22 protein-coding genes and 1 riboswitch are annotated in these 15,399 nt (G+C 26.4%); of the genes, 14 read left to right on the forward strand and 8 right to left on the reverse strand.

Annotation, left to right across the window (positions count from 1 at the left end; genetic code table 11):
- Positions 1-19 precede the first annotated feature (19 nt).
- The 5 genes from KGF36_RS10340 to KGF36_RS10360 all read right to left on the reverse strand — a co-directional run bounded on the left by KGF36_RS10340 (position 20) and on the right by KGF36_RS10360 (position 3,794).
- Positions 20-658 (reverse strand): DNA-binding protein, encoded by a 639-nt coding sequence (locus KGF36_RS10340; protein ID WP_227828404.1) that lies wholly within the window; start codon positions 656-658, stop codon positions 20-22.
- A 13-nt stretch (positions 659-671) separates the two neighbouring features.
- Positions 672-1,400, reverse strand: a complete 729-nt coding sequence (locus KGF36_RS10345) for a DNA alkylation repair protein (protein WP_227828403.1) — start codon at positions 1,398-1,400, stop codon at positions 672-674.
- A gap of 162 nt (positions 1,401-1,562) precedes the next feature.
- The gene (locus KGF36_RS10350) at positions 1,563-2,252 is read right to left on the reverse strand and encodes a radical SAM protein (protein ID WP_227828402.1); all 690 of its coding nucleotides are present in this window, start codon (positions 2,250-2,252) and stop codon (positions 1,563-1,565) included.
- 8 nt (positions 2,253-2,260) lie between these two features.
- Positions 2,261-2,824: an ECF transporter S component gene (locus tag KGF36_RS10355; protein WP_227828401.1), complete on the reverse strand. Its 564-nt coding sequence runs from the start codon at positions 2,822-2,824 to the stop codon at positions 2,261-2,263.
- 1 nt (position 2,825) lies between these two features.
- Complete coding sequence (locus tag KGF36_RS10360; protein WP_227828400.1) at positions 2,826-3,794, reverse strand: nucleoside hydrolase; 969 nt, start codon at positions 3,792-3,794, stop codon at positions 2,826-2,828.
- Between the two features lie 101 nt (positions 3,795-3,895).
- Positions 3,896-3,939, reverse strand: a riboswitch (PreQ1 riboswitch).
- A 393-nt stretch (positions 3,940-4,332) separates the two neighbouring features.
- Here KGF36_RS10360 and KGF36_RS10365 point away from each other — a divergent pair.
- The 4 genes from KGF36_RS10365 to KGF36_RS10380 all read left to right on the forward strand — a co-directional run bounded on the left by KGF36_RS10365 (position 4,333) and on the right by KGF36_RS10380 (position 5,459).
- Entirely contained in the window at positions 4,333-4,578 is a 246-nt protein-coding gene (locus KGF36_RS10365; RefSeq protein ID WP_227828556.1) for a DUF3796 domain-containing protein, read from the forward strand.
- Positions 4,579-4,580: 2 nt separating this feature from the next.
- Positions 4,581-4,781 (forward strand): helix-turn-helix transcriptional regulator, encoded by a 201-nt coding sequence (locus KGF36_RS10370; protein ID WP_227828555.1) that lies wholly within the window; start codon positions 4,581-4,583, stop codon positions 4,779-4,781.
- A gap of 73 nt (positions 4,782-4,854) precedes the next feature.
- Positions 4,855-5,022 (forward strand): succinate dehydrogenase, encoded by a 168-nt coding sequence (locus KGF36_RS10375; RefSeq protein WP_227828399.1) that lies wholly within the window; start codon positions 4,855-4,857, stop codon positions 5,020-5,022.
- A gap of 254 nt (positions 5,023-5,276) precedes the next feature.
- Complete coding sequence (locus KGF36_RS10380) at positions 5,277-5,459, forward strand: hypothetical protein (RefSeq protein ID WP_227828398.1); 183 nt, start codon at positions 5,277-5,279, stop codon at positions 5,457-5,459.
- An 82-nt stretch (positions 5,460-5,541) separates the two neighbouring features.
- Here KGF36_RS10380 and KGF36_RS10385 read toward each other — a convergent pair whose 3' ends face one another.
- The gene (locus tag KGF36_RS10385) at positions 5,542-6,369 is read right to left on the reverse strand and encodes an N-acetylmuramoyl-L-alanine amidase (RefSeq protein ID WP_227828397.1); all 828 of its coding nucleotides are present in this window, start codon (positions 6,367-6,369) and stop codon (positions 5,542-5,544) included.
- Positions 6,370-7,452: 1,083 nt separating this feature from the next.
- Here KGF36_RS10385 and KGF36_RS10390 point away from each other — a divergent pair.
- The 7 genes from KGF36_RS10390 (at position 7,453) to pcp (ending at position 12,249) form a co-directional block, all read left to right on the forward strand.
- Positions 7,453-8,082 (forward strand): TetR/AcrR family transcriptional regulator, encoded by a 630-nt coding sequence (locus tag KGF36_RS10390; RefSeq protein WP_227829690.1) that lies wholly within the window; start codon positions 7,453-7,455, stop codon positions 8,080-8,082.
- Positions 8,057-8,470 carry an FMN-binding protein gene (locus tag KGF36_RS10395; RefSeq protein WP_227829691.1) on the forward strand — a complete coding sequence of 138 codons (414 nt, stop codon included), beginning with the start codon at positions 8,057-8,059 and terminating at the stop codon, positions 8,468-8,470. The genes KGF36_RS10390 and KGF36_RS10395 overlap by 26 nt, the downstream gene beginning before the upstream one ends.
- A 3-nt stretch (positions 8,471-8,473) precedes the next feature.
- Positions 8,474-8,950, forward strand: coding sequence for a flavodoxin domain-containing protein (locus KGF36_RS10400; protein ID WP_227829692.1), 477 nt, complete (start codon positions 8,474-8,476; stop codon positions 8,948-8,950).
- A gap of 226 nt (positions 8,951-9,176) precedes the next feature.
- Positions 9,177-9,776, forward strand: coding sequence for a GNAT family N-acetyltransferase (locus KGF36_RS10405; protein WP_227829693.1), 600 nt, complete (start codon positions 9,177-9,179; stop codon positions 9,774-9,776).
- 191 nt (positions 9,777-9,967) lie between these two features.
- The gene (locus KGF36_RS10410) at positions 9,968-10,633 is read left to right on the forward strand and encodes a DUF969 domain-containing protein (RefSeq protein WP_227829694.1); all 666 of its coding nucleotides are present in this window, start codon (positions 9,968-9,970) and stop codon (positions 10,631-10,633) included.
- Positions 10,634-10,654: 21 nt separating this feature from the next.
- Positions 10,655-11,587, forward strand: coding sequence for a DUF979 domain-containing protein (locus KGF36_RS10415; protein ID WP_227829695.1), 933 nt, complete (start codon positions 10,655-10,657; stop codon positions 11,585-11,587).
- 20 nt (positions 11,588-11,607) lie between these two features.
- Positions 11,608-12,249 (forward strand): pyroglutamyl-peptidase I, encoded by a 642-nt coding sequence (pcp, locus tag KGF36_RS10420; RefSeq protein WP_227829696.1) that lies wholly within the window; start codon positions 11,608-11,610, stop codon positions 12,247-12,249.
- Between the two features lie 134 nt (positions 12,250-12,383).
- On the opposite strand, the gene KGF36_RS10425 is transcribed toward pcp, so the two are convergent.
- A complete protein-coding gene (locus KGF36_RS10425; protein WP_227829697.1) occupies positions 12,384-12,716 on the reverse strand; it encodes a winged helix-turn-helix transcriptional regulator in 333 nt (110 codons plus the stop codon).
- Positions 12,717-12,970: 254 nt separating this feature from the next.
- Here KGF36_RS10425 and KGF36_RS10430 point away from each other — a divergent pair, with 254 nt between their 5' ends.
- Together KGF36_RS10430 and KGF36_RS10435 are read left to right on the forward strand one after the other, a co-directional pair.
- Positions 12,971-13,519: a flavodoxin family protein gene (locus KGF36_RS10430; protein WP_227829698.1), complete on the forward strand. Its 549-nt coding sequence runs from the start codon at positions 12,971-12,973 to the stop codon at positions 13,517-13,519.
- Positions 13,520-13,540: 21 nt separating this feature from the next.
- On the forward strand, positions 13,541-14,161 hold the full coding sequence (locus KGF36_RS10435) for a flavodoxin family protein (protein ID WP_227829699.1): 621 nt from the start codon (positions 13,541-13,543) through the stop codon (positions 14,159-14,161).
- Between the two features lie 189 nt (positions 14,162-14,350).
- On the opposite strand, the gene KGF36_RS10440 is transcribed toward KGF36_RS10435, so the two are convergent.
- A complete protein-coding gene (locus KGF36_RS10440) occupies positions 14,351-14,602 on the reverse strand; it encodes a hypothetical protein (RefSeq protein WP_227829700.1) in 252 nt (83 codons plus the stop codon).
- A gap of 470 nt (positions 14,603-15,072) precedes the next feature.
- Between KGF36_RS10440 and KGF36_RS10445 the strand changes: the two genes are divergently transcribed.
- Positions 15,073-15,321, forward strand: a complete 249-nt coding sequence (locus KGF36_RS10445; protein ID WP_227829701.1) for a hypothetical protein — start codon at positions 15,073-15,075, stop codon at positions 15,319-15,321.
- The last annotated feature ends 78 nt before the right edge of the window (positions 15,322-15,399 follow it).

Below are 15,399 nucleotides of genomic sequence, written 5' to 3' on the forward strand. Positions count from 1 at the left end.
CACCTCATATAGTAGTATTTTATAGTAGATTTTTATATTTTTTCATGAATTCCTTCAATGCTTGTGTAAGTATTTGGTGTTTTTCAAAATTTGAGTTGCTACATAATCTTTCAAAGTCACTCCAAGTTTCTTTATCTATACGTATTCTTGTTGTTTTTAATTCACTTAAAGATTCATTATCTATATGTACATCTTTTTTATTAGATATTTTTTTAGGTTTTATATTATAATCCTTCACTTCTAAATACCAATCATACACTTCACAAAGCTTATCTAAATCTTCTTGAGTTATATTTATTTTTCTGTCTTTTTTAGGTTTAATATTTTTTCTTACCTTTGTATTTTTTAAATCTGTGTCGTTAAACTCAATTTGTTCAATACTCTTATCTAAAACCTTTTCATTAGATTTCTTCTTTTTGGTGCTTACCTTTTTTATATTATTAATGTTATCTTCCTTAGTTTTTTCTTTATCTAAATCTTCTTTATACTTTAATTCGTCTTTTAATATGTATTTACCTTTTTCTGACTTATATCCTTTTTTATTTAAAAAAGTTCTTAAAGTACTTTGACTAATTTTTAAATTTTGAGCTATCTCTGTAAATTTTATTCCTTTATTTTGAAGCTCTAAAAATTTATCAATTCTTTCTTCATTATTCATTAATACTCCTCCGTCAATATCTTCTTGTCTTTCTTTTCATATTTCTTATTATATTCTTCTTTTCTAAATCTACTCTGTTTGATTCAATTATCTTTTGTAACATTTTATTATAAGTAAAATCATCTAAATTGTTGTTTTTTATATAAAGAAGTGTTTCTTCTTCATACTTAACAAAACAAATTGATAATAGCCATGCCATACCCATTTTAACATAATATTCTTCACTTTGTATATTGTTACAGTATTCAAAGATATCTTTAATATATTCATCATCAACATAATATATTAAAAACATAACTAATGCAAATCTAATCTCCCACAGATTTTCTGAACAAACATATTTTTTTAGTATATCATACATGTATTCTTTATAATTATTTGTACTCTTTAGTCCAGAACAAAATCCATCACAAATTGCCCAATTACTTATTTTAGGTACAAACTTTTTTATATAATATGAAATTTCTTCAAAATTACTATTTATATTACCAATCACCATACCTTGTAACATAACTTCTTCATAATAAGTATCTTCTGCTACTTCTAAAAATTCTTTCCAGTTACCTTTACTTATTTCTTTTGACAACTTTCTTAAATTGGGAATTCTAATACCTATTATATTTTCTGTCCCTGGTATAAGTTTCTTATTAAAATCTCTATACTTAATATCTTGCATAGATTTCATATACTCTAAAAATTCGGTATATTCCAATTTATCCCATTTTTCCCTACTAAGCATCATTTATTTACTCCTTAGTTCCTTTTTTCTTATTGTAACATAAAATTATATAAAAAAAAGCTTCTAACTATCAGAAGCTTTTTCAAAAATATACTAAATTTTTCAATTTAAAATTTAAATTAAATTAAGATTTACTACAACATAATATCTCTTTAGAAAACCTTACTAATCTCCTACACCGAAGTCTGTATTATTGTACAAAACTTCTATATTTGGATTTTCATTTAAGAATTCATACTTATTAATAAACCATTTAACCAGCTCTTCATCTCTTTTTATTTTAGAAGAATTGTTTATAAAAACATTCACAGTTGCTTTTTCAAAAGTATTTAAAATAATATCTATATCATTATCTATCATTTCTTTAGTCTGTCCTTTAATTCCAACCATAATACAAGGTGAATCAAAATATTCTTTTACCTCTTCTGGAGTTTTAAATCTTGCATTTTTATTTAAAAAATTATTTCTAAAATCATAATCAAATGTTTCAACCCCAATTTTAAATATTATAGGTATTTCAAAATAATCTCTCATTTCCTTTAGTCTATTTTTGTAGGACCAATGACTTTCTAAGAATAGTTTTTTTATATTTTTTTCTTTTATAATCTTCTTTATTCTCTCTAAAGTATCTTTAGGTATTTCAAAACAGCTACCGGAATTTATGACTTCAAGAACTCCATATGTTCCAGTTATATTTTTTAAAACTTCAAAATTTAATTTGTTCATTTCTTCTTCCAAATTAGAATTATCATCTATATAATCACAAAAAGAACATCTTCCCCATATACATGGAAAGCTTTTTAGTAAAACTATTTCTCTTTGATTTTTATTTATTATCTCACTATATCTATCCATATTCTCTCCTATCTTTCTCCAGTTAATGATACTTTTAAAGTCTTTGGAACTGCATTTAGTCCTAAATTTACCAAAACAACCGCAATTAATTTATCTGTATAATCTGTGAACACTTGAGTTATAAACACACTAAATACATCTCCAAACCCTAGTACTTTTAAAATTTGAACTATATAAGAAGAACCAGATGATGTAACACCTCCAAACAAAAAAGCTGAAATTACTGAACTTACTATAGATGTTGGTATGGCAAATAACAATACTCCTAATGGAGTTTTTAGACCAGTTAAGAATTTCTTTTTAAAAGCAATACCAGCAAGTAATCCTGTTGATATCTGGACTGGTGCAAAATAAAGAGAATATACATCAAATGTAACCCCACTTATTAAACTTCCAAACACGCCTGTAATAACAGCATATTTAGGTCCCAAAAGTGAAGCTATCATTATAGTTCCTATTGAATCTAAATATATAGGTAATCTTAGTCCCATAGCTATAAATGCACCTACTATATTTATAGAAATACCAAAGGCTATAAGTGTAATAGTTTTGACACATATTTTTCTTTTCACACTATATCACTCCTTCCACAGAGTCTATAATGTTTTCATATCCTTTAAAAAGTCTTTTTAAAAACATGTACATAAATTTCTTTTCATCAACCTCATTTAGAATAATCGCATTAGCATGTTTTTTGTAGAAATCAAATGAATCTACTATAGATTGCCCCATAGCTATTCCATCTTCCACAATTTCTACATATGATTCAAATCCCTTACATATACTTCTATCTATAAAATATGCTACTGCTAGAGGGTCATTTATTACACAACCTATTATTCCTTCTTGTTCCCAATGAAAATCAATATAAAATCTAGTGATTTCAGTTATATACTTAGCCATTTTTTCATCAAGTCTATTTATAAACTCAATAATATTAGGAGTAAGTACAATTTTTCTAGTTACATCCAAACATACCATGTGAATTTTTTTAGATAAATTCTTGTAAACATAATCCGCTCCATGTGGGTCTACCCAATAGTTAAACTCTGCTACTGGAGAACAGTTTCCATGAATTTTAAATGCTCCTCCCATAGATACAAATTCATCAAGATTTTCAAAGGCTTTTTTATCTTTCATAAGTGCTTTAGCTATGTTTGTAAGTGGTGCAAGTGCTATTATAGATACTTTTTCATGATTATGTAAAGTATTTATTATAAAATCTACTGCTCCATTTCTTGCTTTAACCTCTGTCACTTTTTGATAAAAATTTTCTCCTATACCATCTTCTCCATGTGTATCTTGAGCTGTTACAAGTGTTCTTTTTAGTGGTGCTTCTTCTCCTATATATACTGGAATATTTAGTGAAGAACACATTTGAAGTGTTTTTAGTGCATTTTCTGCACCTACATTTGCTGGTACGTTACCACAGCATGTGGTAATTCCAAGTACTTCTAGCTCTGGTGAGTTTAAAGCCAGAAGGATTGCCAAAGAATCATCAATTCCTGGGTCACAATCAATTATTACTTTTCTTTTTTCCATATTACTATCCTCCTTGATTTGTGGTCGAGGAGAACTACACATCTTTTTTCCACTTTCAAAAAGGTGTGTCTAAGGGTATTAATTATATACTGCCACTATATAATTCCTTAGTTTTTTATACTTGGAGTTCTCGAACAAGTACAGATGTTAAGTTTAGTTATGATTTTAAGTTATTTATTATAACATGTCAATCAACTAGAACCTTTCAAACACCTGATTTACTAACTACAAAAACTCTGTTTGTAGTTTAAAAGAATTTATTATATTTTTATGTGTCTCATTAAAGCATGCTCAAATAATAAACAAACTTTAATAAAATGTGGCACGTTTAAACCGATTATTATTATACAACAATATCATAAATATTACAATTAATACCTTTAATTAACTTTACATATAAAACTATCAAAACATTGAAATACTCAAATAGTATTATACCTAACATATAGCCTATTTTTAAGGGTTTATATTTTTATTCTATATAAATCTTTATTTAAGTTTTTGCGTTTTTTATTTATTTCTATAAAAATCATATCTCATTGTTTTTTTTAGATATTTTAATATTATGCCAGATGAATTATTTAGAGAAAACTTAAGAAAAGTAGCTGTGTCAGCATTTTTCTTTACACTTTCATCACTGTCAATAGCTATGGTTTTATCCATCATTTCAGATAATATTTCTACTATTGAAAATGGTCTAGGAATAAGTTTTTCTATAGCAATGATTAGCTTTGTTGCAATTTTTGCATATTTACAATACAAAGAAGGAAAAGGACTAGAATAATGATGTTTCGTTCAAGAACTAAAGAATATAGAGCAAAACATAATATGAAACAGGATGAACTGGCATCATTAGTAGGAGTAAGAAGAGAAACTATAGGAAATCTTGAAAACGGAAAATATAACCCTTCATTAAAATTAGCATTTGACATTGCTAACGTATTCAATGTAAGTATAGAGGAAATTTTTGAATATATAAAAAATTAGCAACTATTCTCTTCTTAAAATTTTTGCTATACTTTTATTAAGTAGATTAAAACTAATATAAGTTGGTGATTATATGAAAAGAAAACTTTCAACACACTTTTGGGGATATATATTTGGTTTATTCATAGTATTTTTAGTAGCTTTTATATTAAAAAAATTAGCGATAGATACTATGATAGGAATAATAATTGGAACTGGAATTGGATTTTTATTAATTTATCTATTTAATAAAAAAAGATGATGATAAGATTTGCAATACTTCAATATTGATGTTTACGAAAACCAATAATTATTTAGTATGACATCCAAGTGCTTACTGATAATTGTAAATAAAAAATGAATTGGATAATAATTCAACCAGTTTTACAATTGTAATATCCAGTTTTACATATACACTTGTAAAATATATTAAAGCGAAGTATTATACATATATATTTTCAAATAAAATAATTTATTTTATTTACTGAATATTTTTATTTTTTAGGGGGATGTATTGTGTTTAAAGACAAAGTTGATGAATGTGTTCATATAATGACTGCATACATTGTTAGTTTGAAAGAATACTATTCATTTATAGAAACTCAGATTGATGATTTTATTAAAAAATATGGAGAAGATATTGTGGAGTCTTGTCTTCATAGAATTATGATTTTATTATGTGAATGTGGTTTGGCATAAAATTTAAATTATCAAAAATAATAAGAAGAATTTTATATAAAATTCTTCTTATCTAAATATTTAATTTAATAAAAATTTTAAATTACGCTTTTTCTTTTATAAATGCTCTTGCTTTATCCATTGTTGACCACACATCACTATCATATATTTGTGTAAATTTTTCTCCTGTGGTCTTACTCATTTCTTTCATCTTGCTACAGGCACCTCCGCCAATAACATACAGATTCTCTGTTTTATATGGCTTATAATCTTTTATATCTATTACTAAATAACTTTCGTCTTTTCTTTTATAATATAATCCTATTATTTCTGCTGAAACTCTATCATCTCCACTATAAACTATTGTATGTTTAATCTTCTTGATATCTTCACTTTTTATATTATTATTTAATATACCTTCTACGATTAGCTTAGCCAAGCCCTCATATCCAAGTTTTTCTGCTTTCTCATAATCCTCTTTATTATCACAAAAAAAACTTTCTATTAATATAGCTGTAGGTTTTGAACTATTTAAAATATACAATCCTTTATCTAATTTAGCTCCCCTATTTTTGAATACCATACCTAATTTATTACATATTCTAGTTGCATATTCTAAGCCTTTATTGCTATAATATAACACTTCTGAGCCTTTTCCTTGACCATCACTTGCATTTAAATGTAACTCTATAAGTAAATCATATTCTCCATCATTAACTCTAGGTATTTTATAAGACTTTTCTTCATTTTTAGAACTAAACTGTTTTTCAGGGCATATTATTACACTTACTGTATGCCCTTTTTTTCTAAATATATCTGCTACTATTGGCGCCAATAACTTGTTATACTGATATTCGTTAACTAATCCATCAGCAGAAGTACATGCCCCATTTTTTAGAATACTATGTCCTACTGTAATACATATTTTCATAACATTTCACTCCCTTAATTAGATTTTATCTCGTGTATATGTCCCATAATAATGAAAATCTAAATGCATATAAATCATTCATCTTCATAAAAAAAAAATAATCATTATTTTATTTTTTTTATAAAAATATCACAAATATTCTTAATATTCAATGTATAATACATAACTGGCAATCTAAAATGCACAACTAGACAAAAACATATTTATTTTTATGTGATTCTACCATATAATCTTTATTGTCTATTTTTATTTAAAAATTCGTAAAATTATTAATTGATAATACTTTTTTTAACTATAACACTTTTCTCATTTATATAATTTATAAATACTCTGTCTTAATTTTTTTATATTAATATCTCTTCATTACATTTTTTAATATAATTTTAGTTATATCAAAAATATCTTTTTAATCTTAAATATATTCACACATTCTCATAAATTATGTTATAATAAGAACATTGCGATGACAGTTTTAGATTTTTGACAACCGGAGTGTAAAATCACTCCTTTTTCTTTTTTACTAATTATAATAAATATTCAGTTAATATTAATATACTATTATATAAAGTAAATATAAAAAATAAACTTTGTTATATGTACATTTTGCATTAACGCAAAAATGAATTTCATATATATTTCTCACAATAGGAGTGCTATAGCACTCTTTTTTGTTTTTTATAATTATGTAAAACATTCAGATACCATGTAATAAATCTTCATTTTTCAATCCTATATAAGAATCAATTATTAGATAAATAATATTTTTTTTATCTTAATATTATCTAAATCAACACAAGATAAATCCAATATATCTTTTTAACATAAAAATCTTTTTCTTTAATATCATTTATCAAAATAGTAAGTATTCGCCTAAAAAGATTCTAATCAATTTTAATATCCTAAATTATTTTACAAGACCAAATTAAACTGATTTAAGAATAACTTAATTAAATTTGTAAACATTGTACCAATATAGAAAGTATAGAAATCTATATTATTACTAGATTGTTGACAGACTTAAAAAAAAAAGATACAATAACATTATAAATTAAATTAACACTGTTAAGTTAAAGAGGTGATTATATGGGTATCAAAGAAAGACGTAAAAATGAAAAAATAGAAATGAAAAAAAAAATTATGGATGCTGCCATTGAAATTATCAACCAGGATGGATATGAAAGTTTATCAATTAGAAAGATTGCTACAAAAATAGAATATTCTCCAACCACTATTTATCTTTATTACAAAGATAAGGCACAGATTATTAGTGATATGGCTAATGAACTTTATAATAAAATAGAAAATAATTCTATTGCTATTATTGATAAATACTCATCATTTTCAGTAGATAAACAAATCAGAGAAATTATGCTTACTTTTATCAAAATTCTTTCTAGCAATCCAGAAATGACAAAAGCCATAATGTATAGTGGAATGAATATTATATTTGCATCTCAAAGTACTGCTAGTACCCCTACTAATAATGGTATAGAGGTGTTTGATGAACTTATTGCTACTGGAATTAAGCAAAAAATATTTAAACCAAATATAGATAATGCTTCTTGGATGCTTATAAGTGCATTATTAGGCTTTGTTTTATGTGCTGTTGAAAATCAATTGTATTCTTTACATAACTTCCCACAATTTATAGACAATTTCATGGATATTTTACTTGGAGGAATTTACAATGAGCATTCACAGCAAAAATCTTAATAAGAAAAATAAATTTTTAAGAATTCTAAAAGTATTAACAGTTTTATTTTTTATATTTATATGTATTATTATTGTAGCTGTAGTTAATTTGAAACCAGAAAAATTAGTAGTACAAAATATAAATCCTACTAAAATAAAAAATGGTACTTATCTTGGAAGTGCTGATAATGGTTTAGTAAAAGCTACTGTATCTGTCGAAGTTAACAATGGAGTAATAAAAGATATTGATATATTGAAACATGACACTCTTTTAGGCAAGCCAGCTGAAAAGATTGTAAATAATATTATTAAGCAACAGTCTTTAGAAGTAGATGCTATAACTTCTGCAACTTACAGCAGTGATACTATACGAAAAGCTGTAGAAAATGCTTTACAAAAAGGAGAGTAAAATATGAATACTATTATTATATATTCAAGTAAATATGGTTGTACCGCAGACTGTGCAAATATATTAAAAAGTAGACTATCAAATAATGTTACTATTGTTGATATTAAAGATAAAAACAGTAAAATTGAATTATTAAAATTTGATACCATTATTATTGGAAGTTCAATATATGTGGGTTCAGTTTCAAAAGAAATTCGTACATTCTGTAATGATAATATAGAATTGTTAAACCAAAAGAAAGTTGGAATCTTTCTTTGTTGCGCATTCTCTGAGCAAACGGATAAATATCTATCAAGCAATTTCCCATCATCATTATTAAAGAGTGCAAAATCAATAAGTGTATTTGGTGGTGAAGCTAGATTAGAGAAAATGAAATTTTTTGACAAATTGATTATGAAATCAGTTACAAAAAATGATTACAATAGTTTGAAAATATCACAGGATAATATAGATAATTTTTTAAGAAATTTTAATGACTAAAATAAGCTATACTCTTCGTTGATAAATTCATCTACCCCTGCTTTGTTTCAAAGAGTTCAAAAGTCATAGAACGTTTTGCCATATATTTTTGTACATTTGGTTACATAACTTTCCCTTATATAGCTTTTGATATAAAATATAATAAAGTACATAATATGTTTTCACATTTAAACTTGAACATTATAAAATAAAAACTATTATATTTACTACATTGGAGATGATATTTATGGGAAAAGTTAAAATCAGATTGGCAAAGGAAACAGATGCTGAAGAAATATTAGCAATATATACACCATATATCACTAATACAGCAATTACTTTTGAATACGATGTACCAAATATTAGTGATTTTAAAAATAGAATAAAAACAATTTGTTCAAAATATCCATATCTAGTATGTTTAATTGACGAAAAAATTGTTGGATATGCTTATGCTCATGAACATAATGAAAGAACTGCTTATCAATGGAATGCTGGATTATCAATTTATGTTGACGAAAAGTTTGTCAGTTGTAAAATAGGCATAGCTCTTTATAATTCAATAATAGATATATTAAAATTACAAAATATTCAAAACTTATATGTTAGCATTACATCACCTAATATTAAAAGCGAAAGACTTCATCAACACTTTGGTTTCAAACTATGTGGTATTTATCATAATACAGGATACAAGTTTGGTAGTTGGCATGATGTTATGTTATTTGAAAAATACATAGGTACTCATCCTATAAAACCAAACTACATAAAAACAATTAAACAAATTGATACAAAAGAAATCGCTACTATTTTAGAAAAAAGCAGTCTTCTTGTTAAATTACTTTAAAACACAAACTTTAAATAAACTAAAATAAAAATAAGAAAGTAACTTTAAAATAAGTATTTTAAAGTTACTTTCTTATTTTTTATTAAATTTTATAATAATAGTCATATTAACGTAAATACTATAAAAAGAGTTTAACTTTATTTATTTAGTAAAATCAAATCAAAATAGAAAAAATGGAAGGAGAATAATTGATGATAAAACTAATTGGTATATTAATAGTTGTGATTGGATTTATACTTAAAATTGATACATTATTTACTGTATTATTAGCAGGAATAGCAACAGGACTTGTAGCAGGATTAGATTTTAATCAAATCTTTACAATACTAGGAGATTCTTTTGTCTCAAATAGAGGTGTGTCATTGTTTATACTAACACTACCCGTAATTGGTGTTTTGGAAAGATATGGATTAAAACAAAGAGCAGTTTCTCTAATAGAAAAATTACAAAGACTCACAACAGGAAAAGTACTGAGTATATATATGTTTGCTAGACAAATAGCTGGAGCATTATCAATAAGAATGAGTGGACATCCTCAATTTGTAAGACCACTTGTTAATCCTATGGCACAAGCTGCTGGATTAAGCAACAGTGATGAATTAAAAGAATCAGACGAAGAAGCCATAAAAGCATTATCTGCTGCATCAGAAAACTATGGTAACTTCTATGGTCAAAACTTGTTTGCAGGTAGTAGTGGAGTTTTACTTATAGCATCTACTCTTACTCAATTTGGATATAATGTAACTGGAATTGAGATTGTAAAAGCTAATATTATTATGGCCGTAATAGCATTTATAGCTGCCACAATCCAATTTACTCTATATGATAAAAAATTAAATAAAAGTCATAAGAGATAGATTTATTTAGGAGGTATAAAAATGCAAAATTTTATAAACATATCGTTGGAAATTTTTTATGCATTAATGGGGCTTTTAATGATTGTCATAGCATACAGGTCTTTTACTACAATAGACAATAATAAAAAATATGGTACATCATTATTTTGGATACTAATATCACTACCATTTATATTTGGAAGATTAATTCCAGCTAATATAATAGGAATCATACTAATATTGTCTAGTTTATTAACACTTACTAAACAAGTCGTATTTGCAAGATACGAAGAACCAAATGAAAATTTTGGGAAAGAACAGGCAGACAAACTTAAAAATAAAATATTCATACCATCATTAATATTAGCTTTTGCAGCAGTAATTGTAGCTATGAGTCTTTCTAATTTTGATAACTCTTCACAGTTTGCAATAGGTGTAGGTTCAATAATCGCATTAATATCTGCTCTTATAATAACCAAATCAAAATCATCTACCTCAGTTCACGATGGTTCAAGATTACTTCAACAAATGGGACCAGCTAGTATGCTACCACAACTTTTAGTTGCATTAGGTGCTTTGTTTACTCAAGCTGGAGTTGGCGAAGTTATCTCAGGTATGATATCAGGAGTAGTTCCTACTGACAATAGATTATTTGGTGTTATAGCTTATGTATTAGGTATGGTTATATTTACTATGATAATGGGAAACGCATTTGCTGCATTTTCAGTCATAACAGCAGGAATTGGAATTCCTTTTGTATTGTCTCAAGGTGGAAATCCTGCTATAATTGGAGCATTAGCATTAACAGCAGGGTATTGTGGAACTCTACTTACTCCAATGGCTGCTAATTTTAATATAGTTCCAGCAGCTTTACTTGAATGTAAAAATGATTATGTTGTTATAAAGTATCAAGCACCAGTTGCTTTAATATTAATTGTAGCACACATATTAGTAATGTATTTTTTAGGATTTTAATATGAATAGGAGGTAAAATAATGAAAGTTTTATTAACAGGATTTGACCCATTTGGTGGAGAACCAATAAATCCAGCTCAAGAAGCTGTTGAAAGGGTCAAAGATAATATAAAGGGCTCAGAAATTATAAAAATAACTATACCAACAGTTATGACAAAATCTGTTGAAGCAATAGATAAAGCTATTCAAAAACACAACCCTGATATAGTAATATCAGTCGGACAAGCAGGAGGTAGATTTGATATTACACCTGAGAGAGTTGCTATAAATGTAGATGATTTTAGAATAAAAGATAATGAAGGAAATCAAGTTATAGACACTGTTATAAAGGAAGATGGTCAACCTGCATATTTTTCAAAATTACCTGTAAAAGCCATGGCAAAACATATGAATGAAAATAAAATTCCAGCTAGTGTCTCAAATACTGCAGGTACATTTGTTTGTAATCATGTAATGTATGGAATTCTCTACATGATAGATAAAAAATATCCTAATATAAGAGGAGGCTTCATACACATACCATATGTGACTTCACAAATAATAGATAAAAAGAATACACCATTTATGTCTTTAGAAGAAATAGTTAAAGGTTTGGAATTAGCCATAGAAGCTTGTATAATCCACAAAGATGATATAAAAGAAATTGGTGGTGAAATTTCATAATAAATATCTAAAATAAACTTTTTAAATTATAAATGAAAATATATATTTTTTTAAATATAGACTGTAAGTATATTTGTTTAAATTCAAACTTACCTACAGTCTTTTTATAATATGTACAATCTTCAAATATAAAATTAAATTCTATTCTGTTCTCCCCACTCACACATTGCATCTAAAATCTTAATCAGAGACTTCCCTCTCTTTGATAAACTGTATTCTACTTTAGGTGGTATTTGAGGATATTCAGTACGAATAATCAAATCATCTGCTTCCAATTCCTTTAATGATAAGCTCAGAGTCTTATAAGAAATAGTCTTTATATAACGTTTTAGTTCATTATATCTAACAACTTTAAATTCAGCAAGGCAATAAAGAATTACCATCTTGTATTTTCCATTAATCAGTGAAAGTGTATAACTAAACCCTGTTTCACTTAAATCTGCCTGTGAGATACAATCCATACCCATGTGCTACACTCTCCTTTAGGTTAGTATTGAACAAAAATGTGCGTACTTGTCTTTTAACTAATTTATAATAAAATTATAGTGTAAGAACAATTAAAAGTCAATTTGCTATAATACATATAAATCTTGCTTAAATACTAGTACTTTAGCATATTGTCAAATTTTTAATTCAATTACTCTTCAATTCAAGTTATAAAAAACTTATAACAAATGTAGTTTCATATCACTGATAAATTTAATAATAGGAGGTGTTTTAAATGGGCAAAAAAATTATTGTTTTAAATGGAAGTCCAAGAACAAATGGAAATACATCTGTACTTATAGATTCATTTGTGTCAGGTGCTGAAGAATCTGAAAATACAGTTAAAAGTTTTAATCTTCAACAAATGAATATACACCCTTGTATGGGCTGTTTCGGTGGTGGCAAAGATACTGAAAGTCCATGCGTTCAAAAAGATGATATGGATAAAATCTATCCATACTATAAAGAAGCAGACATCGTTGTACTTGCGTCTCCACTCTATTACTGGAGTATCAGTGGACAACTTAAGTGCGCATTTGACCGTTTATTTGCTGTAGCAGAAATTGACCCCAACTACAACAATCCCAAAAAAGACTGTATTTTGCTAATGGTAGCAGAAGGACATGATTTTGATGAAACTATACAGTATTATAACGGATTAATCAAACATTTAGGATGGGAAAATTTAGGCGAGGTCTTAGCTGGTGGTGTCATGCAAATTGGAGATATTCATGGAAAACCTATTTTAGAAAAAGCAAAGACCCTTGGAATGTCTATTAAATAAAGTTTACTGGAGGAATTTCTAATGAAAGTTTTATTAATAAATGGTAGCCCAAACCAATACGGATGTACTTATACAGCATTAAATGAAGTTGCTAAAACATTAAATAAGCATGATATTGAAACCGAAATATTGTATTTAGATAAAAAGCCAATACCAGGTTGTATCGCTTGCTCATCCTGCTTTCAAACTGGCAAATGTACTTGGAATGATAAGGTCAATGAGTTAGCGAAAGAACTAGATAATATTGATGGCATTATTGTTGGTTCTCCTGTATATTTTTCTGGTGCAAGTGGACAACTAACTTCATTTCTTGACCGCTTATTTTTTTCAGCTGGAAGTAAAATGGCAAAGAAACTTGGTGCATCAGTTGTATCATGTCGACGTGGTGGAGCAACTGCAACATTTGACCAACTAAATAAATATTTCTCAATTAGTAATATGCCTATTGTATCATCACAATACTGGAATCAGGTGCATGGTTTTACACCAGAGGAAGTTATGAAAGATAAAGAGGGATTACAAACTATGAGAACTTTAGGTGAAAACATGGCATGGCTCCTTAAGTGTATTTCAGCTGGGCAAAAAACAGGAGTCAAAGACCCTCAATATGAAGAAAAAGTTATGACTAACTTTATACAATAAATAATTGAGTTTTATTAATTGTTAATTTAAGATTAAAGTCATGCTTACTAAATAGAATAGCTCATATAAAACAGTGTAATAGCTAGCTAGTGGTTTTGATTTTATTTATATCAAAACCACTAGTTTATTATTTCATCTGTTTAAAACGATTAATTTCTGACATGCTCAGCTATACCTTTCCATTTTCTTTTATAAAAATAGACTACCCCAATAATCGCTGGAAATATGTGCTTGTTTAGTCTCTCCAAGTCCCCTAAGAATAGAACAAATTGAATTGTATCCAAATACAAACACAGTACTTCCTACTATTTGACCAACAACAATCATGTCTACAATATTATAAAATGATTGCAATAAATTTATGAAAAATAATGGTATACTAAGTTTTACTAACTTTGTAAACACATTACCAGTAGTTAAATCTTCTTCTATTCTTTTCATGATATAAATTTTCCTCTCTTTTTATAATTAAAATAAAAAAAGCAGTAAGTATTGTACTTTAATACAACCCCCCTGCTCTTACGCTTTAAATAATTTATATTGTTTTAATACTTAATAATAAATGACAATATAAAAAGGGCTATATACAAACATCGTATATAACCCTCAAAATAAACACTCTTATTCAATATTAGACAGCTTAAATAAGTATAGATGACTATACTAAAAATTTGATTTTGATTGTGTGCAAATAGAGATAATATTTTTAATTGCTTTTTATCTATATACATAATAAAACTTAAATCTTATATCAATATAATTCTAACCTTAAATAAAACTTAAATTATTTAAATTATGTGTTTAGTTTTATTCGCTACTTATTTTTATTGTAATTTTTTAGATTTAATCTTATTAATAAACTTGCTATACTTTTATTAATAAGATTAAATCTAAAATAAGTTGGTGATTGTATGAAAAGTATAAATATTTATACCAAATTAAAAATAATCTTCTTAACATCTATGGCTATGTTTGTTATTGGAGCAGCATTTATCTTTTTTATAGAAAATTATATAATATCAATTATTTTTGTACTTGTTGGTATTTTTATTGATTGGAAATTTTATCGTTGCCCAAATTGTAATCATTATTTAAATTCAAGAATGGAACTTGTAAAGGATATCACTTATTGCCCATATTGTGGAAAAATTATCAAATAGTGATTTAAATTGCATTTTATATTTAATAAAGAAATTTTATTATTGATAATCAGGATATTACATATAAATAATTAAGGT

The organism is Clostridioides sp. ZZV14-6009, from assembly GCF_020658095.1.
Lineage (GTDB): Bacteria > Bacillota > Clostridia > Peptostreptococcales > Peptostreptococcaceae > Clostridioides.